This is a genomic window from Pseudomonas sp. S04 (assembly GCF_009834545.1).
Classification (GTDB): Bacteria; Pseudomonadota; Gammaproteobacteria; order Pseudomonadales; family Pseudomonadaceae; genus Aquipseudomonas.
Genome location: NZ_CP019427.1, coordinates 3,649,350 through 3,672,153, shown reverse-complemented (window position 1 = coordinate 3,672,153; position 22,804 = coordinate 3,649,350). Strand labels below are relative to the sequence as shown.

The window sequence follows — 22,804 nt, the reverse complement described above, 5'->3', positions numbered from 1 at the left end:
CGGACATCCTTGGTGACGGTGGTCTGGGCGCGGTGGGATTGGGATCAGGCAAGCAGGCCGGCGTTCTTCAGCAGCGGATAGAGGCCTTCGGGTACCAGGGGCGACGTGGCGGTGAAAGCCGAGCTGTCTTGCCAGGTGACCTGAAAGGCCATGCCGTCGCTTTCGTGACCATCGAGGTGGGGCATCTGGTACAGGTGCTGATCGCGAAATTGTCCATCGTAGACCTGGACGATTTCATGCCCCGGGATGTTGTTGTACGTGAACAGGCTTTCCAGCGTGCCGACCAGGCGCAGGTTGTCGATCGCCAGGTCGAGCTCTTCCTGGACTTCACGCTCGATCGCCTGGGCACTGGTTTCACCGAACTCGATGCCACCGCCGACTGGCCGGAACAGGCTCTGTCCGGTGACGGGGTCGACGAAGCGATGGACCAGGATTTTTCCCTGGTGATGGAACACACAAAGCGCGAGCGCGCGGATGCGGGGCGTTGTCATGAGCTGAAGTCCTTTTGCAGGTGATGCGCGAGATAGCACCAGGTCCCAGGGCATGATAACGCGGCGACCGGGCTTGAAACCATGGGCCAATAGCGTGAGTCCGGGTATGCGATGGTCGTCAACGATGACGTTCCAAGCCTGATCCACCGCGGTGCTCTTGCGTCCATCGCGAGCAAGCTGAACTGGTCAAGTAATTCTGGACACATGTTTAGGTTTTCTACGCGACCATTTTTTCCATGGCTACCGGCGAGCGATAGTCGTTGTAGCTGTGGAGCCTGGAGTTGTTGTAGCGCATCACGTATTGCTGCAAATCAGCTCGGGCTTCCTGCTCCGAGCTGTATCCGCCTTCAGGCATCCATTCTGATTTCAGGCTGCCAAAGAAGCGCTCCATTGGGGCGTTGTCCCAACATTGCCCCTTGCGACTCATGCTCTGGTTGATCCTGTGTGCCACCAACTCATTCCTGAACTTGTGACTGGTGTACTGGCATCCCTGGTCGGAATGAAACAACACCTCTTTGGGTCGTCCTCGCAGCTCAACCGCCATGCGTAACGCTTCGCACGTCAACGTGGCATCGGATATCAGTGAAAATGACCACCCCACGAGGCGGCGTGCAAATAAATCCAGAACCGCCGCGAAATACAGCCAACGCTTACCGATCTGAATGTAGGTGACGTCCCCGCACCAGACTTGATTGATCGCCGAGACATCAAACTTGCGCTTGAGCTCGTGAGGCGCCACCAAGGCCTCTACGCCCGAAGATTTGTATTTGTGGCGCCGCCGCTGACGACTGACGATACCGGCCTCTTTCATTAGGCTGCGAGCCATGTAGCGCCCCACGCGATGCCCCTTTGCTTGCAGTTCTTTGGAAAGAGTCCGAGCACCGGCAGAGCCCCTCGACTCCTTGTGTTGCTTGATCAAAACAACGATGAGCTTCTCGCGTTCAGGATTCGATCGGCCCTGACGCTGACGCCAGACGTAAAAACTGCTTCGATTAACTTCAAATACACGACAACAATCACTAATGCCGTACTGCTCGCCTAGCTCGCTGATCAGCGGAAATGATCTTTGGAGTCCATAAGCAGGAGAGCACTGGCCTTTTTTAGGATTTCGATATCCCGATCTTTTTGCTTGAGCAGAGCTTTAAGCGCCTGGATTTCTTTTTGCTCAGGCGTAATAGCTTTCGCCCCCACCGGTGTTGAACCCAGACGCTCCTTGCGGACTTGATCGACCCAACGACGTAATGCGGTAGGTCCGATGTTCAGGCTGGCGCAGACATCTGGGACAGCTAGCCCCTCATCAAGCACCATAAGCACAGCTTTGAGTTTGAACTCGTTGGAGTAGGAGTTACGCATTTCCATAGACGCCTCAGATTTGGGCGCCATCATAGCGCCCGATTGAAGTGTCCAGAATCATTAGGCCAGTTCAAGCTCGCTCCTACAGTGGTTTTGTGGTGCCCGCAGATTTTGCATATACCCATCAAACCTGTGGGAGCGAGCTTGCTCGCGATGGTCGTCAACGATGACGCGCAAAGCCTGATTCACCGCGGTGCTCTTGCGTCCATCGCGAGCAAGCCGCAAGCGGGCACCCGCTCCTACAGTGGTTTTGTGGTGCCCGCAGATTTTGCATATACCCATCAAACCTGTGGGAGCGAGCTTGCTCGCGATGGTCGTCAACGATGACGCGCAAAGCCTGATTCACCGCGGCGCTCTTGAGTCCATCGCGAGCAAGCTCGCTCCCACAGTGGTTTTGTGGTGCCCGCAGATTTTGCATATACCCATCAAACCTGTGGGAGCGAGCCTGCTCGCGATGGCCGTCAACGATGACGCGCAAAGCCTGATTCACCGCGGTGCTCTTGCGTCCTTCGCGAGCAGGCTCGTTGCCGGCACCGCTGCCTGTTCCGTCAAGCGTGGTGCGTCATGCTCAGTACTGCGCGCGCAGGGTCAGCGTGAGGTTGCGCGGGTCGCCGTAGAAGTTGGTGCCCCAGGATGCATCCACTCGGTCGTAGTACTTGCGATCGAACAGGTTGTTGGCGGTCAGGGTCGTCGACAGGTTGTCGTTGATCTTGTAGCCGACCTGCGCCGTGGTGATGCCATAGCCGCTCTGTTCGAAACGCACTTCACGCTGGAAGTACGTCTTGCTGACGATTCGTACACCACCACCGACGCTGAAGTCCTTGAGCGGGCCATCGGTGAACTGGTACTTGGTCCACAGATTGAAGTTGTGTTTGGGGGTGATGGTGCTGAAGGTCTTGCCTTCGTTGCCGTCATCGGCCTCCAGGGTCTTGGTGGTGGTGAAGGCGTAGCCGGTGACCAGGCTCCAGTTGTCGCTCAGGTTGCCGCTCAACTCGGTTTCCCAACCCTGGCTGCGGGCTTTGCCCTGGGCCTCGTAGGCAGCTGTGAGGTTGTCGTATTCGGCGCGGTTTTCGTCATAGATGCGGAACACTGCCACGCTGGCATTCAGGCGTCCGTCGTAGAACTCGCGCTTGAGACCCACTTCATATTGCTTGCCCTTGCGTGGGCCGATGGGCGAGCTGTCGCTGCCGATCTCGCTTTGCGGCTTGAACACCCCGGTGTAGCTGGCGTAGGCCGACAGCTCGGGAGTCAGCTTGGCGATGAGCGCACCGTAGGGCACCACCTTGCGGTTGATGCTGGTGTGGGCGCTGCTGAAATTGTTGAAAAAGGCGTTGGCATTTTGCGCGTCGCTTTCGTACCAGCTCACGCGGCTGCCGCCGACCACGTCGAGCCAGTCGCTGACGTTGAGCTTGGCGCGGGTATAAAAGCCGTACTGATCGGATTTGGACCAGTTGCCGTTGTTGCGCTCGTAATCCTGCTTGGGGATGTCGATGCTGCCCGGATCGAACACGTTGATCGGGAAGTAGTCGCCGCCGCCGTAGGTGAAGTCCTTGTCCAGGTGCTGGTACTCGCCACCCACGGTGAACTCATGGCTGCGCTCGAACGCTTCGAACGGGGTGGTGACGAAGCTGTCCACGCCAATGGTCTTGATGTGGGTGTAGTAGTTGTAGGCCACGGCCCAGCTGTCACCGGTGGCCGGGTCGACGGCGCCATCGGCCCAGGTGAAGTTGCGCTTGGGGGTTTCGGCGTCACGGTAGGTCAGGGTGGTCTTGAACTGGCCGCCGTTGTCCAGGGCGTGGTCGACTTCGGCGAAGCTCTCCCAGACTTTTTCGTTCAGTTCGTTCCACTTGGCATCGACGAAGGTCGAGCGTGGGACGTCGAGCAAGCGCCCGTCGGCGTAGGCCGGCAAACCGAATGCCGGGGTGGAGTGGTTCTGCTGGTAGGCACCGCCAACCGACAGGGTAGTGGACGGGTCGAGGTCGAACTCCAGGCGGCCATAGACCATCGGCCGTTCATTCTGGGCATAGTCGACGAAGGACTGGTTGTTCTCGTAGGCAGTGATGAAACGGCCGCGCACGCTGCCCTGTTCGTTCAGCGGGCCGGTGACGTCCACCGAGGAACGGTAGTGATCATAGGAGCCTGCGCCCAGTTCGCCACCCAGGGCAAACCGGCCCAGGGCGCGCTTGCGCACCACGTTGATGGTGCCGCCGGGCTCACCAGCCCCCTGGTACAGGCCCGATGGGCCACGCAGCACCTCGACTCGGTCGTACATCGCCAGGTCGAAGCTGGTGGCCATGTCGCCCTGGCCGGTGGGTTGGGAGACTCCGTCGACCTGCACCTGGTCGACGAGGAAGCCGCGCATGTACACGTCGTTGAGGCTGGAACCTGAGTTGTAGGTCTTGATGGTGGCCCCGGTGACCTGGCGCATGGCGTCTTGCAGGCTGTTCATGTTCTGGTCGTCCATGCGCTGGCGCGTGACCACCGACACTGACTGCGGGATGTCCTTGAGCTTGATGTTGCCCTTGCCGATGCTGACTTCACTGGTGGTGTAGGAGTGGGTGTCTTCGGTGGTGACGCCCAGGCCCTGGCCGGTAATCGCGGTCGGCGCCAGTTGCAGGGCATCACCGTTCGCCGAGCGCACCAGGGTGAAGCTGGCATCGGCGCGCTGCTGCAGGTCCAGGCCGCTGCCGTGCAACAGGTGGCTGAGGGCTTCCAGTGGTGAGTAGTTGCCGTTCAGGCCGGGGCTTTGCAGGCCATCGGTGAGACTGGGGTCGAACGACAGGGCGATGTGACTGGCGGCGGCGAAGCGCGACAAGGTCTGCCCCAGGGTACCGGCGGGAATCTGGTAGCTGCGCGCCTGGGTGTTGGCCAATGGCTGTGGCTCGGCAGCCCAGGCCTGGGCGCAGGTGCCACTGAGCAGCAGACTGAACAGCGCATGGCAGGCCGTGCGGCGAAACGGCGGGGTGGATCCTTGGGGGCGGACGACGGACATTGAGAGGTGATCCTGTGGGCAAGGGAGAAGGTGGATTCTTCCCTTGCCAGCCGAGCGCGAAAAAAGTGCCAGGGCTGGGTGAAAATATTCTCCGCGGCTACGCCTGGGCAATCGTCACCCAGTAACCGCCCAGGCGTGAGGTCACTCGCACCGGGTAGGTTTGGCTCAGCATGCTCAGGGCGCGACGGCTGTCGTCCAGGGGGAACGCGCCGGAGATCCGCACCTGGGCCACGGCCGGATCGCAGCGCAGCACTCCAGGGCGATAGCGCGCCAGTTCGGCGGCGAAGTCGCCCAGGCGCATGCGGTCGGCTACCAGCATGCCTTGGGTCCAGGCGGTGCGAGAGCTGTCGGTGGCGCGCATGGCACCGATCGCTGAGGCCGAGAATGCGGTCTGTTGACCGGCCAGCACGATGGTCGGGGTTGCCTGGGGCTGTTGGTTCAGCTCGATTCGCACCCGCCCGTCGAGCACGGCCAGGCGCGTGATGCCGGTTTCTTCGCGCACGTTGAAGAGCGTGCCCAAAGCTTCCAGGCGACCCTGCTCGGTGCTGACCCGCAACGGTCGGGCAGGCACCTGGAGATCGGGTGCGGTCTGCACCAGGATTTCACCTTTGCGAACCCGGATCAGGCGCTGCAGCGGGTCGAAATTCACATCGATCGAAGTATCGGTATTGAGGGTCACCCGGGTGCCGTCGGCGAGGGTCAGGCGCCGACGTTCGCCAATCGGCGAGTGGTAGTCGGCGCTCCAGCCCTGGCGTTGGTCCAGTTGCCAGCCCAGCCAGGAGGCCGGCGCCAGCGCCAACAGTGCGGCCAGGCGCGCGAGCTGTGTCCGGCGCTGGGGATTGGCCGGGCGGTCGAGCGCCGACAGGGCCAGGTCCGCGGGTAAGCCGCCGAGGGTGCCGAGCAGGGATTCGGCGCGTCGCCAGGCCCGCTCGCACTCGACGTTGCTGGTGCGCCATTGCTGCCATTGCGCGAGTTCCTGGGCGCTGAGGTTGCCTTCCCCCAGGCGCATCAGCCATTCGGCGGCCTGTTCCAGGACAGCGGGGTTAATGTTTGTCGGGCTGCTCATTCGGGCATCAACGTCAGGCATTGCAGGAACGCCTGTTTGATGTAGCGCTTGACCGTGGTCAGCGACACGTCGAGTTGTTGGGCAATGTCTTCGTACTTCACGGCGCTGATCTGGGCGAGCAGGAAGGCGCGCTTCACCAGCGGCGGCAAGGTGTTGAGCAGGGCATCGACCTCATGCAGGGTTTCCAGGATCAGGTAGCGCAGTTCGGGTGAGGGCGCCTGGGACTCCGGCAGTTGGGCCAGTGCCGAAAGGTAGGCGCGTTCCAGTGCCTGGCGTTGGTACCAGTTGATCAGGATGCCCTTGGCTACGCAGGTCAGATAGGCCCTGGGTTCGACCAGGTCTGGCACTGACTTGGCGGCCAGGATGCGGATGAAGGTGTCGTGCATCAGGTCTGCGGCCTCTACCCGGTTTCCCAGTTTTCGCTGCAGCCAGGCGTAAAGCCAGCCTTGGTGGCCCACGTATAGGGCTTCGACGTGCTGCTGGTGAGTGGCGGTTGGAGAGTCGCTCATCGCGTTGGTGTTTTTTGTTAGTGAGAATTATTAGCAATAGTAACGGGACGGGAATGTCTACGGCAAGAGCGGTGCGATGGTGGGTGAGTGGTACGGGCGGGCGAGGCGGCCTACCGGCCGGCCTGCTTTCCCGCACTGGAATATCTCTGTGGGAGAGGGCCGCGCGGCGCTCCGTTTGCCCGCGATGGCGGTCTCGCCGCGTTTCGCTGACTCACCCAGCCAACTCCCGTTCCTCCAACGCCAACTGCTTGCCGTGCACGCGGTTGACCCACCAGCCGAATCCTGCGGCGGTGAAGAACATGATGAAGCTGTAGATGGCGGCCGGGATGGCCATGGTGGAGTTGTTCAGCAGGCTCGGGCTGAGTGCCAGGGCGATGGCCAGGGTGCCGTTGTGGATGCCGATTTCCATGCCGATGGCCACCGCCTGGCGCTGGGGTAGGCGGAGCAGGCGGGGGACGCCGTAGCCGATGGCCAGGCTGAGCAGGTTGAACAGCAGGGCGGCCAGGCCCACGACCGGCGCGTAGTCGACCACGGTCTGCCAGTCCTTGATGAAGGCGATGGTCACCGTGCCGACGAGGAACAGGGCGGAGACGATTTTCATCGGTTTTTCCATGCGGTTGGCAAAGCGTGGCCAGTAGCGCCGCACCAGCATGCCCAGGCCGACCGGCAACAGGACAATCGCGAACACCTGCAGCACCTTGGCAAATTGCAGGGGGATGGCCTGGTCGGCGGACATGAAATACAGCAGCGACAGGTTCACCAGCAACGGCATGCTGAGGATCGCGATCATCGAGTTGACCGCCGTCAGCGTCACGTTCAACGCCACGTCGCCGTGGGCCAGGTGGCTGTAGAGGTTGGCGGTGGTGCCGCCGGGGGAGGCGGCCAGCAGCATCAGGCCGACGGCCAGTGCCGGCTCCAGGCGAAAACCCTGGACGATCAGGAAGCACAGGAACGGCAACACCAACAACTGGCAGACCAGGCCGATCAGCACAGGCTTGGGGTATTTCACCACGCGGGTGAAGTCGGCCAGGGTCAGTGACAACCCCAGGCCCAGCATGATGATGCCCAGTGCAATGGGCAGGAACGCGGTCAACAGGGGTGTGGCGGTCATGGGCGGTCGGCTCGAGGGTAAGGAGGCTCACCAAGGTGTAGCACGCAGTCTGGAAATGCACAGGTCGCCAGTTGTTACAAAATCCCCATTGACGGCTGGCCCCCGCCACGACTGGTTCGTCCGCCGGCAATTGCGTAACATTCAGCGCCTTTTCCCGCAATCCTCCACGGCCGGCTGCCCCGGTCGCCATTTTCAGGTAAGCCATGAAACCTCAACGTCTGCGCGCCGATGTCCTGGCCGGACTCACCACGTCTTTCGCCCTGTTGCCCGAGTGCATCGCCTTCGCCCTCGTGGCCCACCTCAATCCGTTGATGGGGCTCTACGGCGCCTTCATCATTTGCACCCTGACCGCGCTGTTCGGCGGCCGCCCGGGCATGGTCTCCGGTGCGGCCGGTTCGATGGCGGTGGTGATTGTCGCGCTGGTGGTCCAGCACGGCGTGCAGTACTTGCTCGCCACCGTGCTGCTGGGCGGGCTGATCATGCTTGCGTTCGGCCTGTTGCGCCTGGGCAAGCTGGTGCGCATGGTGCCGCATTCGGTGATGCTGGGGTTCGTCAACGGCCTGGCGATTATCATTGCCCTGGCGCAACTGGAGCATTTCAAGAGCGGGGAAGCCTGGCTCAGCGGGACGCCGCTGTACCTGATGCTTGGCCTCGTGGCCGCGACCATGGCGATTGTCTACCTGATGCCACGCCTGACCCGGGCGGTGCCGCCGGCCCTGGTGGCGATTCTCGGTGTCGGTGCGGCGGTCTACCTGCTGGGCCTGCCGACCCGTACCCTGGGGGACATGGCGCACATTGCCGGCGGCTTGCCGGTGTTGGCATTCCCCGACTTGCCCTGGACCCTCGAGACCCTGCGCATCATTGCTCCCTACGCGGTGTTGATGGCGCTGGTGGGGCTGCTGGAAACCCTGTTGACCCTGAACCTGACCGATGAGATCACCGAGAGCCGTGGTTACCCGGACCGTGAGTGTGTGGCGCTGGGCGCGGCCAATATGGTGTCTGGGGTGTTCGGGGGCATGGGCGGCTGCGCGATGATTGGCCAGACCGTGATCAACCTCAGCTCCGGTGGGCGTGGACGGCTCAGCGGCGTGGTGGCCGGGGTGATGATCCTGCTGTTCGTGCTGTTCCTGTCACCGCTGATCGAGCGCATTCCCCTGGCGGCCCTGGTCGGGGTGATGTTCGTGGTCTCGCAGCAGACCTTCGCCTGGGCTTCCCTGCGGGTGCTGAACAAGGTGCCGCTGAACGATGTGTTGGTGATTGTCGCGGTGACCCTGGTCACGGTTTTCACTGACCTGGCCACTGCGGTGTTGTGCGGGATTATCATTGCCGCGCTCAACTTTGCCTGGCAGCAAGCTCGCCAGCTGTATGCCGACAGCCATCTGGAACCCGACGGCAGCAAACTCTACCGGGTGCATGGCACGCTGTTCTTCGCCTCGACCACGCCGTTTCTCAACCAGTTCGACAGTGCCGGCGACCCACCTCAGGTGACTCTCGACTGCCGGCACCTGAGCTTCGTCGACTACTCGGCCATCGCCGCCCTGGACACCTTGCGCGAGCGCTACGCCAAGGCCGGCAAGCACCTGCGCGTGCTGCACCTGTCCGAGCGCTGCAAGAAACTGCTCAAGCGCGCCCGAGTAGCTCACGACTGAGGGGCAGGCTCGGGTCGTAGCGTTCGTTCTCGATCGCGTTGATGGTGTCCCCGGTGTCCTTGACTCTCCCCTCCGGGGCAGAGTCTATGCTGACCGCCACAACAGGGAGCAACGAGGCGCTATGAGTCAGTCATGTCTGGTCACCGGGGCCAATGGGCACCTGGGCAATACCCTGGTCCGGGCCTTGCTTGGGCAGGGCTATCGGGTCCGGGCCGGGGTTCGCGATATCGACAACCGCGCGGCGTTCCAGGGCCTGGATTGCGAACTGGTGTACGTCGAACTGCTCGACGAAGAGACGTTGTTCCAGGCGCTACAGGGCGTCGAGGTGTTGTTCCAGGTGGCGGCGGTGTTCAAGCACTGGGCCCGCGATCCCCAGGCCGAGATTGTCCAGCCGAATGTCGAGGGCACTCGCCGGGTCTTGCACGCAGCGAAGCGCGCCGGGGTCAGGCGGGTGGTCTACGTCAGCTCCGTGGCGGCTATCGGTCACAACGGGCAGGCGCTGGATGAGCAGCAGTGGAACGTCGAGCCGGACAACGCCTACTACCGCTCGAAGATCCTCGCCGAGCAAGTTGCCTGGGACACGGCGCGAGCCCTGGACCTGTGGATGGTCGCGGTCTTGCCTTCGGCCATGATCGGCCCGAACGCGACGCGCCTGACCGACACCATGGGGTTCATCGAGTCGGTCAGGCAGCGCAAACTGCCGCTGGACCCGGGCTTTCATTTCAATTTTGTCGATGTGCGGGACGTGGCCGCGGGCATGATCCTGGCCGCGCAGAAGGGCCAGCCTGGGCAGCGTTATATTCTGGCCAACGAACATTGCTCGTCCCTGGCGCAGATCATCGACGCGGCCAACGCGGTCGCTCCGGGCTATCGGCTGCCCGCGCCGGCGCCGCGCTGGCTATTGCTGGCGCTGGCGTGGATCGAGGAGGCGCGGGCGCGGCTGACCGGGCGGCCGGCCCAGCTGTTGCAAAGTCAGGTGCGGATGTTCCATCAAGTGCGCCAGCAATACTGCATCGACAAGGCAAAGCAGCAACTGGGTTATGCCCCGCGTACGCCCGAGGCCGCGCTGCAATCAGCCTTCAGCTACCTGGGTAACCGCGCGTCGTCGAGCTGATACCAGCAGGCCTTCGCCTCGAGGCAACTGTGGCTTTGCTTGGTGGGTTGGAACGGGGTGTCCAGGGTCGCGACAGCAATCGAGATCCAGTCCGGGAACGCGCCTCGGGCATTCGACCAGAACAGCGATGAACCGCAGTGCCCGCAGAACTGGCGGGTGACCCCGGGGGAGGATTCGTAGGCCTTGAGCAGCGACGCCTCGGCCGTGATCGCCAGCGCCGACCTGGGCGCACTGGCATAGGTGGCGAATGCCGCGCCATGGGCTTTCTGGCATTTGCGGCAATGGCAATGGGTGAAGGCCTTGAGTGGGCTGCTGAGCTGGTAGCTGACGGCGCCGCACAGGCAACTGCCGCGGTGTGACTGATCCATGTACCGAGGTTCCTGCATAGTCGTCGAATGGCTCACAGGATGACATCCAGGCCCCAGCCCGCCAAGCCGCACCCCAGCACCACCTTCCACGGCGCGACCTTGGCGAACATCAGCGCCAGCAGTGCCACCAGGGCCAGGGCAAAGTCTGCCGGGGTGAGGATGGCGCTGGTCCAGACCGGCTGATACAGCGCTGCCAGCAGCAGGCCGACCACCGCGGCGTTGATCCCGAGCATTGCCGCCTGCATGCGCAGGTTGCGCCGCAGCCGCTCCCAGAACGGCAGTGCGCCGACCACCAGCAGGAACGACGGCGCGAAAATCGCCAGCAGTCCCAGCAGGCCACCGAGCCAACCCGATTTTGGGCCTTGCATCGACGCACCGAGAAAGGCCGCGAAGGTGAACAGCGGCCCAGGTACCGCCTGCGTCGCGCCATAGCCGGCGAGGAAAGTCTGATTGCTGACCCAGCCGTTGGGCACCACTTCGGCCTGCAGCAACGGCAGCATCACGTGGCCGCCGCCGAACACCAGCGAGCCGGTGCGGTAGAAGGCATCGAGCATGCTCAGGGTCGGGCTCGCCAGCAGTTGGGCGAGGATCGGCAGGCCCACCAGCAGCACCGCAAACAGCACCAGCCAAAACAGCCCGGCGCGCGGGCTGACGGTGATCGGCAACGGCTCGTGCTCGAGGGTGGGTGTCGGCTTGAACAGCAACAGCCCGGCAATCCCGGCCGTGGCAATCACCCCGACATGGGCCCAGGCAGTTGGCAGCATCAGCACCAGGCACGTGGTAGCGGCCATCAGCAGGATGCGCGGGAGGTCCGGGCACAACAAACGCGCCATGCCCCAGACCGCCTGGGCGACTACCGCCACCGCCAGCACTTTCAAGCCATGCACAATGCCGCCGGGCAACACGTCGCCGTAGTCGTGCAGGCCGAGGGCGAACAGGATCAACACCAGGGCCGAGGGCAGGGTGAAGCCGCACCAGGCGGCAAGCGCGCCACGGTAGCCGGCCCGTGACAGGCCCAGGGCGATGCCGACCTGGCTGCTGGCCGGGCCGGGCAGGAATTGGCAGAGCGTGACCAGCTCGGCGTAGCTGCGCTCACTCAACCAGCGCCGACGCACCACGAACTCCTGGCGAAAGTAGCCCAGATGGGCAATCGGGCCGCCGAAGGAAGTCAGGCCCAGGCGCAGGAACACCCAGAACACCTGCCAGGGACTGCGGTCTGCGTTCAGGGATGGGGGCATTCAGGGCTCTGCGCAAAAGACGGGGACAGGCGCCGAGCATAACAATGCCCGGTTGCGCTTTCGATAGCCTGCGGCGTTTCAGGCTCCACAGAACAACTGGCGGATCAGGTTGGGGGTGCTGCCGGTCCAGCGCTTGAACGAGCGCCGAAAGTTCGCCGGGTCGTTGAAGTTCAAGTAGGCCGCGACTTCCTCGTTGTTCATACCCTTGACCTGGTACAGGTAGAGCGCCACATGTTTGCGCACCAGGTCAACCTGCTGCTGAAAGCCGGTGTCGTGCTTGTGCAACTTGCGCTTGAGGGTGGCCGGGCTCATGGCGAAGGCGTGAGCCGCCTGCTCCAGGCTCGGCGCCTGGCGGACTTGGCTTTGCAGGTAACGGTACAGGCAGGCGAGAAAACTGCTGGCATGGCCCAACTGGTCCAACTGCTGCTGGGCTTCCTGGCGTGCGACCTGGCCGGCCGTGGCGGAGGCACCGGGCCAGGCTTGCGTCAGGTACTGGCGGGGAATGCGCATCATGTCCAGCGGGCGCTGGAACTGGGTTTGCTCGCCCAGGTGCACCCAGTACTGTTCGACATAACGGGGCTCGTCGTAGCTTAAACTGCATTGCCAGGGCAGGCGCTGGCCACTGAGCCATTGGCTCATGGCGACCAGCGAGGTCATGCTCGCTTCCAGCAGGAAGCGCCACTGCTCGCCTGCGCCGCAGCTGTCGAGCCAGTAGAAGTAGGCGTACTGCTCATCCAGCACCAGTTGCGGGGTGACCAAGGGACTGAGCAGCGCCTGCTGCTGGACCAGGGTGTCGAGAGCCTGGTGCAGGTTTTGCGCGTGGCGCAGGGCATGGCTGGCGGCACCGTAATGCCCCGGCAACAAACGCTGGCCAAACAGGAAGCTGCTGTCGTCGGCGTCGAGCAGCCGCTTGCTGTTGCCAATCAAGGCGAAGAACTGCTGGGGACTGAGGCGGGTCTGGCCGGCCAGGATGTCCTCATGGAACAGCCCGGTGCCGCGCAACAGGCGATGGCTGTCGATATCCCGCGAGAGGGCCAGGTCGATCAGGGTCGCCGGCTGGTAGTGCCCGGGAATGAAGCGACTGTCGTTTTCGTACCACAGGGTTTTGCAGGTCATGTGCGCGCCTCAGGCCGTCTTGGCCAGCGGCTGCTTGGCCCGGGCCAGCGCCAGGTTCAGGCGTTTGAGCAACTGCTCGGGGGATTCGTCCATGGCCATCACCACCGCGGTGCTTGCCGACAGGTGCAAGCGTTCGCCGTGCTGGCGGGTTTTGTGGGCCAGGCCGTGCACCGCCTGTTGCAGCTCCAGTGCCAGTAACCGCGCCTGGCTTTCGCCGGTGTTGGCCAGCACCACCACAAAACGATCGCCGGCCAGGCGGCAGAGCAGGTCCTGGCGCCGCAGGTTGAGCAGCAGCAAGTGACTCACGGCCTGCAGCACGGCGTCGCCTTCAGCGTGACCACAGGCCTGGTTGATGGCGGCGAAGTTGTCCAGGTCCAGGGCCAGCAGCGACAGCGGTTGCTGCTGCTCCAGGCTTTCGTCGAGGCTGCTGGCCAGTTGGCGCTTGAGATAGTCGGCACCGCCCAAGGGCGTGAGCTTGTCGAACAGCCGGTGTTCGCGAAACAGCCGCTCGCGTTTTTCCATCTGCGCGCTGATCGCCAGTTGTTCGCGGTGCCAGTGGTAGATGCCCAGGGTCAGCAGGAGCATGCCCACCGGCATCGGCCCGGACTCCAGCCAGTGATCCCAGGTGATGCTGTCAGGCAGGCGGATAAACTCGTCGAGGCTGTCGATCCACCAGGAGAAAAAGATGCAGCCCAGGCCTAGCGCCAGGTAATTGGTGACCCGCCCGGCGGGCCGACTTTTCAGCACCAGGCCCAGCCAGACCAGGGCCAGCAGGGCCGAGCCGCCTTCACCGACGATATCCAGCCAGACCCATTCGCCGACGCTTTTCAACTCGCCGCAGGCCAGGTGCAGGAGCAGCCCCAGGTTGGCGGCCAACAGCAGCAGGAGCAGTTTCCAGCGGTGGGGTTTGAGTACTGAGAACATGGCCGTGATCCTTTGGCGAACGAGCAATGCGCGCCAGCACAGCAGATGTCTGTGACAGTTGGGTGACAGGGCAGGGAGGTCGAATCAGCTCAGCCTGGGACACGCGATTTTTGCGCCACCCAGCGCGTGGTGCCTGGGAAATCGCCATCGCGAGCAAGCGGAGCGCCGCCCGGCCTCTCCCACAGTAAATCTGGTTGCCTGCAAATCTTGCGTACGGCCACTAAACCTGTGGGAGCGAGCTTGCTCGCGATGCTCTCAAGTCAGAGCAAAATGCTGATCGGCCCCCTCGTATCAGAGGTCAAATCAGCTCACTGTCCCAGGAAAACCGCGCTAAACCCCCTGTTTACCGGGCCATCTGGCAGTGGCTGTCACAGAACCGTCATTCCCCACCCCTAGCGTGCCCTCCCAGTTGCCGGGCGTCTTGCCTGGCGTTATCGGACTCTTGGGGGGGACCACCATGTACCAGCGCAGCAGCCACCCGCGCAGCGGCACCGCCGGGCTTGTCAGTTTCACGCTGACCGCCCTGGCCCTGGCGATAGCCAGCGACCGCTTGCACGCCGCCGAAACCGCCGGCCAGACCGAGCACATCGAAGTGGTCGGCCAGGCCGCCAGTATCGATCAGGCGCTCAAGGAACAGCGCCGCTCCGACAGCATCAAGAGCGTGGTGCATGCCGACGGCGTGGCGCAATTGCCGGACGAGAACGTGGCCGAGGCGGTGCAACGCCTACCGGGGATCAGCGTCGAGCGCGACCAGGGCGAAGGCCGGTTTGTCAGCGTGCGGGGCCTGGGACCGGACCTCAACAGCGTGACCATCAACGGCACCCTGGTGCCCTCGCCGGAAAGCGAGCGCCGCGCCGTGGCCCTCGATGTATTGCCGGCGGAGCTGGTGCAATCGCTCTCGGTGATCAAGACCCTGACCCCGGACATGGATGCCAACTCCCTCGGTGGCACCGTGGATGTGCAGAGCCTGTCGGCCTTCGATCATCAGGGCCTGTTCTATACCGGCAGCAGCGAGGCCAGCTATGACCAGAACAGCCATCAGACCAGCCCGAAATTTTCCGGGGCGATCAGCGACCGCTTCAGCCTCGGCGATGGCATCGACAACTTCGGCGTGGCCGCGGCGCTGAGCTGGCAGAAGCGTGACTTCGCTTCGGACAACGTCGAGACCGGCGGCGCCTGGGACTTCGAGCGGGGCGCACGGCTCGAGGAGTTCGAGCAGCGTGACTACGACATCAGTCGGGAGCGCAGCGGCGGCGGCCTGAACTTCGATTACAAGCCCGACGACCTGAGCAGCTATTACCTGCGCACCCTCTACAGCCGCTACAAGGACAGCGAGACGCGCAACTCCACCAGCATCGAGTTCGCCGAGCCCCAGGCCGCCGGTGAACTGGGGGACGCCGATGGCAAGCGCAAGCTCAAGCAGCGCGAGGAAACCCAGGAAATCCAATCCTACGTGCTGGGTGGCGAGCACCTGCTGGGCCTGTGGACCCTCAGCGGCCAGGCCGGTTACAGCCGCTCCAGCGAAGACAGCCCGGGGCACATCGCCAATGCCGCCTTCAGCGGCGCCGAGGACTTTGCCGGCAGTGGTTTCTACGACAGCGAAAAGCCGCGGCTGATCATCGGCCAGGACTTCTACAACCCCGACAACTTCAGCCTCGACAAGGTCGACTGGGAACAGCAGAAAACTACCGACACCGAGAAAAACCTGCGCCTGGACCTGGCCCGCGACTATGACCTCAGCGGGTATGCGTCGCAGGTCAAGTTCGGCGGCAAGGTCAGCCGGCGCAACAAAGACAACAACCTCGACGCCTGGGTCTATGAGGACTTCGACGACCTGGGGTTCAGTGATGAACAGCTCAACCTCAGCCAGTTCCAGAAGGGCAAGGTGCACTACCGTCTCGGCGAGTTCGGTCCGGGCATCAGTGGCAGCGCGATCAAGGACCTGATCGGCGGCCTCGACCGGGCGGACTTCTATGACGAGACCGAGTCACGGGTCAACGACTTCAAGATGAGCGAGGACATCAACGCCGGCTACCTGATGAACACCCTGGACATCGACGATTGGCGCTTCATTGCCGGCATGCGCTACGAAGGCACCGAGTTCGCGGCCAAGGGCACCGGGGTCAACGACGGCGAGTTCGAGGCCAGCGACAGCAAGAGTAGCTATCACCACTGGTTGCCCGGCCTGCACGCGCGCTACCAACTGGACAAGAACACCCAGGTGCGCGCGGCCTGGACCAAGTCCGTGGTGCGGCCGACCTTCGGTCAACTGGCGCCGGGGTTTGTCATCGACGATGACGAGGCAACCTTTGGCAACCCCAACCTCAAGCCCCTGGAGTCGAGCAACCTGGACCTGGGCATCGAGCACTACATGGGCCGTGCCGGCACGGTCTCGGCGTTCGTGTTCTACAAGGACATCCAGAACTTCGTCTACAACACCGACGTCGCCGGCAGCGGTGCCTGGGTCGATTTCTCCGAGGCCCACACCTTCACCAACGGTGACAGCGCCAAGCTCTACGGGCTGGAACTGGCCTACTCGCAGAAATACGACTGGCTGCCCGCCCCCTGGAACGGCCTGCTGCTGGGCGCCAACGCCACCTTCAGCCGTTCTGATGCGCAGATTGAAGGCTTCGACGCCGCCAGCGGCAGCAACCGCAAGCGCAGCATCGACCTGCCGAGCCAGTCGGACACCGTCGGCAACCTGATGCTCGGCTGGGAAGACGACAAGCTCAGCCTGCGCCTGTCGGCCAACTACAAGTCCGACTACCTCTATGAGCTGGCCGCGATCAACGACAAGGCCCACGACCTGCACGTGGATGCCCAGACCTTCGTTGACTTCAGTGCGCGTTACTCGCTGACCAAGAACCTGCAGGTCAACTTCGAGGCGCAGAACCTCACGGACGAGTCGTACTACGTCTACACCGGCCACGGCGCCTACAACGCCCAATACGAAGAGTACGGCCCGACCTTCAAGCTCGGCCTGACCTTTACCCATTTTTGATTCCCTGCGGACCACAGATTCGGGCAATACATCACCAAGGACTTCCATGACTATTTCGTTTTCCCCCAAGCGCTGCCTGTTGGCCGCCTTGATCTGCCTGGGCACGGGCCAGGCGTTGGCCGCCGGGCCGAAGTTGACTCTCAGCCCCTGGGCCCCCGGTCTCACTGTGGATGCACTGGCGTTCTTGCCGGCCGACCTCGGCCCGCAGCGCCTGGCGGCCAGTGAGCGCGATGGCTTGCTGTTGCTAGACGAACAAGGTGCGCCGCTGGCCAACCTGGCTGGCACTTTCAGTGGCCTGGACCGCCGGGCTGCCGGCCAGCAGGTGCTGTTGGCCAGTCTCGACAACAGTCGGCAGCAGGCACTGCTGGTCAGCCTTGATCCGCGCCAGCGGCGTTTTGGCCAGCCGGTGTATCTGCCAACGCGGGACTTTGCGGTCAATGGCCTGTGCCTGTACCGCGACGACGCCAGCAACCTGTTCCTGTTCCTGGTGGGCGAGGAGGGCAAGGGTGAGCAGTGGCTGGTGGGCCACGGTGCACAGTTGAACCCGCAACCGCAGCGGGTTCGAGGTTTGCCGCTGCCGCCTTCGGCGCAGTTCTGCCAGGTCGACGATGGCGCCAACCAGTTACTGGTCAACGAGGAAAACGTCGGCTGGTGGGCCTATCCGGCCCACCCTGAGGCCGAGGTGTTGCGGGTGCCGGTGGCCCTGCGCAAGCCCTTTGGCGATATCAGCCAGGAGGCCGGGGCCATGGCGCTGGTGCCGGGCGGCGTGGTCGGGCTAGACCCCAAGGCGGCACAGCTGCACCTGTATCAGCAGCAGGACGCTGCGTGGAGCGCCGTAGCAAAACTGCCCGTGAGTGAGTTGAAAGAACCGCAGAACCTCGCCCTGCGGACCACCGCCAACGGCCTGCAACTTTTGCTGCGTGATGACGACGACGGGCGTCTGTACCAGGGCGAACTGGACTGGCAGGCCAAGCCTGTGCCCTTGGCACCGGTGCTGCCGAGCGTCGGCGCGCTGGCCCAGAGTGACCCGGTCGGGCGCCAGGGCGATGCGGCGGACGATCCGGCGATCTGGATTCACCCGCAACAACCGGCCTTGAGCCGGGTCCTGGGCACCAACAAAAAGCAGGGCCTGTTGGCCTATGACCTGCAAGGCAAGCTGCTTCAGGAGTTGCCGGTGGGGCGCCTGAACAATGTCGACGTGCGGCCCAACTTCAAGCTCCGCCAGCAGACGGTCGACCTCGCGGTGGCGAGTAATCGCGATCACAACAGCCTCAGCCTGTTCAGCATCGACCGCAGCAGCGGTGAGTTGCGCGAGGCCGGCGAGATCGCCACGCCGCTCAAGGACATCTATGGCATCTGCCTGTTCCAGCCCGCCAGTGGCGAGCTGTATGCAATTGCCAACGGCAAGGATGGCACCTTCCTGCAATACCGCCTGAGTGCACCCAGTGGTGTGGTGCAGGGTGAGTTGGTGCGCCAGTTCAAGGTCGACAGCCAGCCCGAAGGCTGTGTGGCCGACGATCAACGCCAGCGCCTGTTCCTCGGCGAAGAGGACGTGGGGGTCTGGGCGGTGGATGCCCGTGCCGATCAGCCGGCGCAGTTGACCAGCGTGATCAAGGTCGGCCCGCAACTGCACGCCGATGTCGAGGGCCTGGCGCTGTATCAAAGCCCGAGCCATGACTACCTGGTGATCTCCAGCCAAGGCAACGACAGCTACCTGGTGCTGGACGCCGAGCCGCCCTTCGCCTCCCGCGGGGCCTTTCGGGTCGGCCTGAATGCGCCGGCCGGCATCGACGGTGCCGCAGAAACCGACGGCCTGGAGGTCACCGCGGTCAACCTCGGCGGGGCCTGGAGCAAGGGCATGCTGGTGGTGCAGGACGGGCGCAAGCGGATGCCCGAACAGACCCAGAACTTCAAGTTCGTGCCTTGGGCCGAGGTCACCCAGGCGCTGCAATTGCCCTGACCGCGGCTGTCATCAACCTGTCATCGGTTTTTCATCGAATAGCCTGGCGGCCGTTGCACGGCAACCGCCGCCGGGCACCCACCAAGGAGCTTCACCATGCAGGCCACACTGGAACACATGACCGTCTGGGGGCTGATCAGCGACGCCAGTCTGTTGGTCAAAGCCGTCATGCTCACGTTGTTGCTGGCGTCCGTACTCAGCTGGTACCTGATCATTGCCCGCAGCCGTGTGCTGCGCCAGCGTGAGCGCCAGGCCAATGCGTTTATCCAGCGCTTTCGCAGTGCCCCGGACTTGCAGCCGTTGTACCGCGAGACCGCGCAGAGCAGCGATCCCGAGGCCGGCATCGAGCCGGTGTTCCATAGCGGCCTACAGGCCTTCAGCCAACTGCGCCAGCACCCCGGCAACAATCCCGAGGTGGTACTCGAGGGCGTGGAGCGAGCCATGTTCGTGGCCCTCAGCGAGCAGGAGATCAAGCTGGAAAAGGGCCTGCAGTTTCTCGCCACGGTCGGTTCGGTCAGCCCTTACATCGGCCTGTTCGGCACCGTGTGGGGGATCATGAACTCCTTCCTCGGCCTGTCCCAGGTGCAGCAGGCAACCTTGTCCACGGTGGCGCCGGGCATCGCCGAAGCGCTGATTGCCACCGCTATCGGCCTGTTTGCGGCGATTCCCGCGGTGATCGCCTACAACCGTTTTTCTGCACGCAGCCAGACCCTGCTGACCCGTTACTACGCCTTCGGCAATGAGCTGCAAGTACGCCTGCATCGCACGTTGCACGGCGGCTCCATCAACCTGGCCGTAGCCGCCTGAGCAGGAGAGAGCCAATGTTAGTCAGGCCGCAACGCAAACACGGGCCCAAGGCCGAAATGAACGTCGTGCCCTATATCGACGTGATGCTGGTGCTGTTGGTGATCTTCATGGTCACCGCGCCGATGCTCACCCAGGGCGTGAAGATCGAGCTGCCCAAGGTCGCCAGCGAAGCCCTGGCCACTGACAGCCGCCAACAGATCCTCACGCTGTCGGTGCAGGCTGGGGGCGGTTACTCCTGGAACCTGGGAGGGGAACTCGACACCCAGCAGCAGACCGACAGCGCGCTGACCCTGGACGAGATGCGGGCCAAGGTCACGGACATCGTTGCGGCCAACAGCCAGACCCAGGTCTATATCCGCGCCGACAAGGACGCTGGCTACGGCACGGTGGTGGCGGCCATGGCGGCGTTGCAGCAGGGCGGGGTGAGCAACCTCGGACTGGTTACCGAGGCGCCGCAATGACCAGCATGAGCATGGCCCACCCAGCCCTGGTGTTGCCGCGCGCCGATCAGTCGGGGTTCTGGCGCAATAGCCTGGCGGCGGGCCTGGCAGTGGCGCTGCATGTGCTGGTCCTGGCGTTGCTGGTGCACACTTGGTCGGTGGCGCCACCACCGCCAGCGCCGGCTGCGGTGCTGCGGACCCAATTGGTGATGTTGCCCCCGGCGCCGCCAGCCCCGGTCCCCGCCGCTGAACCGCTGCCGACGGTGGTCGAGCCTGCGCCGCCTGCGCCGGTAGTGGCCGCGCCGGTACCAGCGGCTCCGGCAGCGGTCAAACCGGCAGTCGACCCGCAGATCCAGGCCCGCAAATTGGAACAGGCGAGCCTCGCTCGCAAGCGGGTCGAAGAGCAGCGCACTCGCGAGGCCGAGCAACAACGCCAGCGCGTGGCCCAGGAGCAGCGCAGCCGCGAAGCCGAGCAGCAACGCCTGGCCCAGCAGCAGGCAGACCAGGCGCAGCGTGCCGACCAGGCGCGCCAGGCAGCCGAACGCACGCGCCAGCAGGCGGCGGCCGACAGTCGTCAGTACCTGCCGTTGAGCAAGGAGGCGCCGGATTATCCGCAGCGAGCCCTGGACAAGAACATCGAGGGCGACTGCTCGGTGGAATACACCGTCAACCCCCAGGGCAAAGTGGAAAACCCGCGGGTGCTCGACGGCTGCCATCCGTTGTTCATGCGTCCGTCATTGGCGGCGGCCAACACCTTTCGCTATCAGCCACGCATGGTGGACGGTCGCGCGGTGGCTGTACCAGCGGTGCGCAATACCTTTCATTACCGGATCAAGTGAGACGCGGGGCACGGGACTGGCGCCAGGGCGGCGCCAGTCCCGTGCAGGTCACAGTGGCGGGGTGCGCGGCGGGACCTGGCGCTTGGAACCTGTGGACTCGAATGCCGAGGCAAACCGCAGCAGCGCCGAATCGTCATAGGCCCGACCGGCAAAGGTCAGCCCAACGGGCATGCCGATGTCCGGCATGACGCCCATGGGCACGGTGACGGTCGGCACGCCCAGGTGGCGGATCGCGAGGTTGCCGTTGGCTACCCACACGCCGTTGCTCCAGGCGATATCCGCGGCCGCCGGATCGACATCGGCATTGGCCGGCGCCACGTCGGCGACGGTGGGGAACAGCACGGCGTCGAGCCCCAGGCGGTCCATCCACTCCTCGAGGTCGATGCGCCGGGTCTGCTCCAGGCCGCGCAGGCCGTCAGGCACCGTGCTGATCTGGTCCCAGGGGGTGATGCCGCGTTCGGCCATGCGCACGTATTCGTCCATGCCGGCGACCAGGTCACCTTCGCGGTTGGGCAGGGTGCCGGGGTCGTGGGGGAAAATCAGCGCACCGTCGACGTCCACCAGGCGCTGCAACTGCGGATCGCCGTTGGCCTGCAGGAAATCGTCGAAGGCCCAGGCTGTCAGGTCCCACAGTTCGTGATGGAGGAACTCCTTGGACACCAGGCCGCGGGTAAACACGGTCGGCGCGCCGGGACGATCGCCTTCGCAGTTGGAGACCAGCGGGAAGTCCACTTCGAGGACTTCTGCACCAGCCGCTTCCAGAGCCTGGCATGCCTCTTGCCAGAGACCGATCACCGACTCGCGGGTGTGGATGCGCTGCCCGGTCGGGCCACCGATTCCCGGCGCGGCGCTGGTCCCGGCCTCCGGGTCGGCATTGATGAACATACGGGGCACGCCGAAGCGTTTGCCGGCGAGGGCTGCGGCGTTGGCGGCCAGTGCCGGGTAGGACGCCGGACGCACCGAGGCCACGCTGGGGATCGGCACCCAGGGTTGCAGGCGCCACAGGTCGCCACGGGTATCGGGGTCCTCGGCGACCACGATGTCGAGGACTTCCAGCAGGTCGGCCATGGTGCGGGCAAAGGGCACCACCACGTCCATGGTCGGGGTCAGCGGCCAGTTGCCGCGCACCGAGATCACCCCGCGCGATGGCGTGTAGGCACACAAGCCATTGTTCGACGCCGGCCCACGACCGCTCGACCAGGTTTCCTCGGCCAGGCCGAAGGCGGCAAAACTGGCGGCGGTCGCGGTGCCGGCACCGTTGGAGGAGCCGGAGGCGAAGGGCGCGGTGAGGTAGGCGGCGTTGTACGGGCTTTCGGCGCGGCCGTAGACCCCACGCTGCATACCGCCGTTGGCCATGGGCGGCATGTTGGTCTTGCCCAGGCAGATTGCGCCGGCGCCGCGCAGCCGTTCGATGGTGAACGCATCGCGGTAGGCGATCAAATTGGCGAAGGCCGGGCTGCCGGAGGCGGCGGTGAGGCCCTTGACCAGGTAGCTGTCCTTGGCGGTGTAGGGGATGCCATCCAGCGGTCCGAGTGTCTGGCCCTTGGCGCGCCGCTCATCGCTGGCCCGGGCTTCCTGCAGCGCGTCCGGGTTGGCCACCACCACGGCATTCAGCGCGGTGGGGGTGTCGGCGCCATCGTAGGCGGCGATTCGCGCAAGATAGGCCTGGACCAGCTCAACCGAAGTTGTCCGGCCGGATTCGAGCGCAGCCCGCAGCTGCGCAATGGATACCTCGGTGACCTCAAACTGCTGTTTCATATCGGCTCTCATTGCACTGTATTACCCGCCAGGGTCCGGGCTTGCGCCCTGAGCGGGCTATTTAACAC

The 22,804-nt window shown here is 64.1% G+C and carries 19 protein-coding genes; 7 read left to right on the top strand and 12 right to left on the bottom strand.

Annotated features, from left to right (window positions below; genetic code table 11):
* Positions 1–44: 44 nt before the first annotated feature.
* The 7 genes from PspS04_RS16185 to PspS04_RS16160 form a co-directional block, all read right to left on the bottom strand.
* Positions 45–491 carry an NUDIX hydrolase gene (locus PspS04_RS16185; protein ID WP_159996547.1) on the bottom strand — a complete coding sequence of 149 codons (447 nt, stop codon included), beginning with the start codon at positions 489–491 and terminating at the stop codon, positions 45–47.
* A gap of 217 nt (positions 492–708) precedes the next feature.
* Complete coding sequence (locus PspS04_RS16180; protein WP_237235002.1) at positions 709–1,515, bottom strand: IS3 family transposase; 807 nt, start codon at positions 1,513–1,515, stop codon at positions 709–711.
* Positions 1,516–1,541: 26 nt separating this feature from the next.
* On the bottom strand, positions 1,542–1,844 hold the full coding sequence (locus tag PspS04_RS27840; RefSeq protein WP_237234924.1) for a transposase: 303 nt from the start codon (positions 1,842–1,844) through the stop codon (positions 1,542–1,544).
* 568 nt (positions 1,845–2,412) lie between these two features.
* Positions 2,413–4,836 (bottom strand): TonB-dependent siderophore receptor, encoded by a 2,424-nt coding sequence (locus PspS04_RS16175; protein ID WP_159996545.1) that lies wholly within the window; start codon positions 4,834–4,836, stop codon positions 2,413–2,415.
* A 97-nt stretch (positions 4,837–4,933) separates the two neighbouring features.
* Positions 4,934–5,902 carry a FecR domain-containing protein gene (locus PspS04_RS16170; protein ID WP_159996543.1) on the bottom strand — a complete coding sequence of 323 codons (969 nt, stop codon included), beginning with the start codon at positions 5,900–5,902 and terminating at the stop codon, positions 4,934–4,936.
* Positions 5,899–6,411, bottom strand: a complete 513-nt coding sequence (locus tag PspS04_RS16165) for a sigma-70 family RNA polymerase sigma factor (protein WP_095169889.1) — start codon at positions 6,409–6,411, stop codon at positions 5,899–5,901. The genes PspS04_RS16170 and PspS04_RS16165 overlap by 4 nt, the downstream gene beginning before the upstream one ends.
* Before the next feature lie 211 nt (positions 6,412–6,622).
* A complete protein-coding gene (locus PspS04_RS16160; protein ID WP_095169890.1) occupies positions 6,623–7,522 on the bottom strand; it encodes a bile acid:sodium symporter family protein in 900 nt (299 codons plus the stop codon).
* Positions 7,523–7,725: 203 nt separating this feature from the next.
* Here PspS04_RS16160 and PspS04_RS16155 point away from each other — a divergent pair, with 203 nt between their 5' ends.
* On the top strand, positions 7,726–9,171 hold the full coding sequence (locus PspS04_RS16155) for a SulP family inorganic anion transporter (protein ID WP_095169891.1): 1,446 nt from the start codon (positions 7,726–7,728) through the stop codon (positions 9,169–9,171).
* 121 nt (positions 9,172–9,292) lie between these two features.
* Positions 9,293–10,285: an NAD-dependent epimerase/dehydratase family protein gene (locus tag PspS04_RS16150; RefSeq protein ID WP_159996541.1), complete on the top strand. Its 993-nt coding sequence runs from the start codon at positions 9,293–9,295 to the stop codon at positions 10,283–10,285.
* Here PspS04_RS16150 and PspS04_RS16145 read toward each other — a convergent pair.
* The 4 genes from PspS04_RS16145 to PspS04_RS16130 all read right to left on the bottom strand — a co-directional run bounded on the left by PspS04_RS16145 (position 10,255) and on the right by PspS04_RS16130 (position 13,931).
* Positions 10,255–10,653, bottom strand: a complete 399-nt coding sequence (locus PspS04_RS16145; protein WP_159996539.1) for a GFA family protein — start codon at positions 10,651–10,653, stop codon at positions 10,255–10,257. The two genes, PspS04_RS16150 and PspS04_RS16145, sit on opposite strands and share 31 nt — an antisense overlap.
* A 32-nt stretch (positions 10,654–10,685) precedes the next feature.
* Positions 10,686–11,891 carry a chromate efflux transporter gene (gene chrA / locus PspS04_RS16140; RefSeq protein WP_159996537.1) on the bottom strand — a complete coding sequence of 402 codons (1,206 nt, stop codon included), beginning with the start codon at positions 11,889–11,891 and terminating at the stop codon, positions 10,686–10,688.
* A 78-nt stretch (positions 11,892–11,969) separates the two neighbouring features.
* The gene (locus PspS04_RS16135) at positions 11,970–13,007 is read right to left on the bottom strand and encodes an AraC family transcriptional regulator (protein WP_095169895.1); all 1,038 of its coding nucleotides are present in this window, start codon (positions 13,005–13,007) and stop codon (positions 11,970–11,972) included.
* Between the two features lie 9 nt (positions 13,008–13,016).
* Entirely contained in the window at positions 13,017–13,931 is a 915-nt protein-coding gene (locus tag PspS04_RS16130; protein WP_159996535.1) for a GGDEF domain-containing protein, read from the bottom strand.
* Between the two features lie 457 nt (positions 13,932–14,388).
* On the opposite strand from PspS04_RS16130, the gene PspS04_RS16125 reads away from it, so the two are divergent.
* From PspS04_RS16125 to PspS04_RS16105, 5 genes are all read left to right on the top strand, one after another.
* Positions 14,389–16,932: a TonB-dependent receptor gene (locus PspS04_RS16125; protein ID WP_159996533.1), complete on the top strand. Its 2,544-nt coding sequence runs from the start codon at positions 14,389–14,391 to the stop codon at positions 16,930–16,932.
* 46 nt (positions 16,933–16,978) lie between these two features.
* Entirely contained in the window at positions 16,979–18,892 is a 1,914-nt protein-coding gene (locus PspS04_RS16120) for a phytase (protein ID WP_159996531.1), read from the top strand.
* A 96-nt stretch (positions 18,893–18,988) separates the two neighbouring features.
* Positions 18,989–19,699, top strand: coding sequence for a protein TolQ (gene tolQ / locus PspS04_RS16115; protein ID WP_095169899.1), 711 nt, complete (start codon positions 18,989–18,991; stop codon positions 19,697–19,699).
* Between the two features lie 14 nt (positions 19,700–19,713).
* A complete protein-coding gene (tolR, locus tag PspS04_RS16110) occupies positions 19,714–20,160 on the top strand; it encodes a protein TolR (RefSeq protein ID WP_095169900.1) in 447 nt (148 codons plus the stop codon).
* Complete coding sequence (locus tag PspS04_RS16105) at positions 20,157–20,978, top strand: energy transducer TonB (protein WP_159996529.1); 822 nt, start codon at positions 20,157–20,159, stop codon at positions 20,976–20,978. The genes tolR and PspS04_RS16105 overlap by 4 nt, the downstream gene beginning before the upstream one ends.
* Positions 20,979–21,026: 48 nt before the next feature.
* Here the strand turns inward: PspS04_RS16105 and PspS04_RS16100 are convergent, their stop codons facing one another.
* Positions 21,027–22,736 carry an amidase gene (locus PspS04_RS16100; protein ID WP_162530207.1) on the bottom strand — a complete coding sequence of 570 codons (1,710 nt, stop codon included), beginning with the start codon at positions 22,734–22,736 and terminating at the stop codon, positions 21,027–21,029.
* Positions 22,737–22,804: the final 68 nt, after the last annotated feature.

Bases quoted from the DNA above. Each gene is read 5' to 3' on its own strand.
- PspS04_RS16175 (WP_159996545.1), bottom strand. From the start codon at position 4,836: ATGTCCGTCGTCCGCCCCCAAGGATCCACCCCGCCGTTTCGCCGCACG.
- PspS04_RS27840 (WP_237234924.1), bottom strand. From the start codon at position 1,844: ATGCGTAACTCCTACTCCAACGAGTTCAAACTCAAAGCTGTGCTTATG.
- PspS04_RS16135 (WP_095169895.1), bottom strand. From the start codon at position 13,007: ATGACCTGCAAAACCCTGTGGTACGAAAACGACAGTCGCTTCATTCCC.
- PspS04_RS16150 (WP_159996541.1), top strand. From the start codon at position 9,293: ATGAGTCAGTCATGTCTGGTCACCGGGGCCAATGGGCACCTGGGCAAT.
- PspS04_RS16155 (WP_095169891.1), top strand. From the start codon at position 7,726: ATGAAACCTCAACGTCTGCGCGCCGATGTCCTGGCCGGACTCACCACG.
- PspS04_RS16125 (WP_159996533.1), top strand. From the start codon at position 14,389: ATGTACCAGCGCAGCAGCCACCCGCGCAGCGGCACCGCCGGGCTTGTC.
- PspS04_RS16160 (WP_095169890.1), bottom strand. From the start codon at position 7,522: ATGACCGCCACACCCCTGTTGACCGCGTTCCTGCCCATTGCACTGGGC.
- PspS04_RS16120 (WP_159996531.1), top strand. From the start codon at position 16,979: ATGACTATTTCGTTTTCCCCCAAGCGCTGCCTGTTGGCCGCCTTGATC.
- PspS04_RS16170 (WP_159996543.1), bottom strand. From the start codon at position 5,902: ATGAGCAGCCCGACAAACATTAACCCCGCTGTCCTGGAACAGGCCGCC.
- PspS04_RS16130 (WP_159996535.1), bottom strand. From the start codon at position 13,931: ATGTTCTCAGTACTCAAACCCCACCGCTGGAAACTGCTCCTGCTGCTG.
- PspS04_RS16165 (WP_095169889.1), bottom strand. From the start codon at position 6,411: ATGAGCGACTCTCCAACCGCCACTCACCAGCAGCACGTCGAAGCCCTA.
- PspS04_RS16185 (WP_159996547.1), bottom strand. From the start codon at position 491: ATGACAACGCCCCGCATCCGCGCGCTCGCGCTTTGTGTGTTCCATCAC.
- PspS04_RS16100 (WP_162530207.1), bottom strand. From the start codon at position 22,736: ATGAAACAGCAGTTTGAGGTCACCGAGGTATCCATTGCGCAGCTGCGG.
- tolQ (WP_095169899.1), top strand. From the start codon at position 18,989: ATGCAGGCCACACTGGAACACATGACCGTCTGGGGGCTGATCAGCGAC.
- PspS04_RS16105 (WP_159996529.1), top strand. From the start codon at position 20,157: ATGACCAGCATGAGCATGGCCCACCCAGCCCTGGTGTTGCCGCGCGCC.
- chrA (WP_159996537.1), bottom strand. From the start codon at position 11,891: ATGCCCCCATCCCTGAACGCAGACCGCAGTCCCTGGCAGGTGTTCTGG.
- PspS04_RS16145 (WP_159996539.1), bottom strand. From the start codon at position 10,653: ATGGATCAGTCACACCGCGGCAGTTGCCTGTGCGGCGCCGTCAGCTAC.
- tolR (WP_095169900.1), top strand. From the start codon at position 19,714: ATGTTAGTCAGGCCGCAACGCAAACACGGGCCCAAGGCCGAAATGAAC.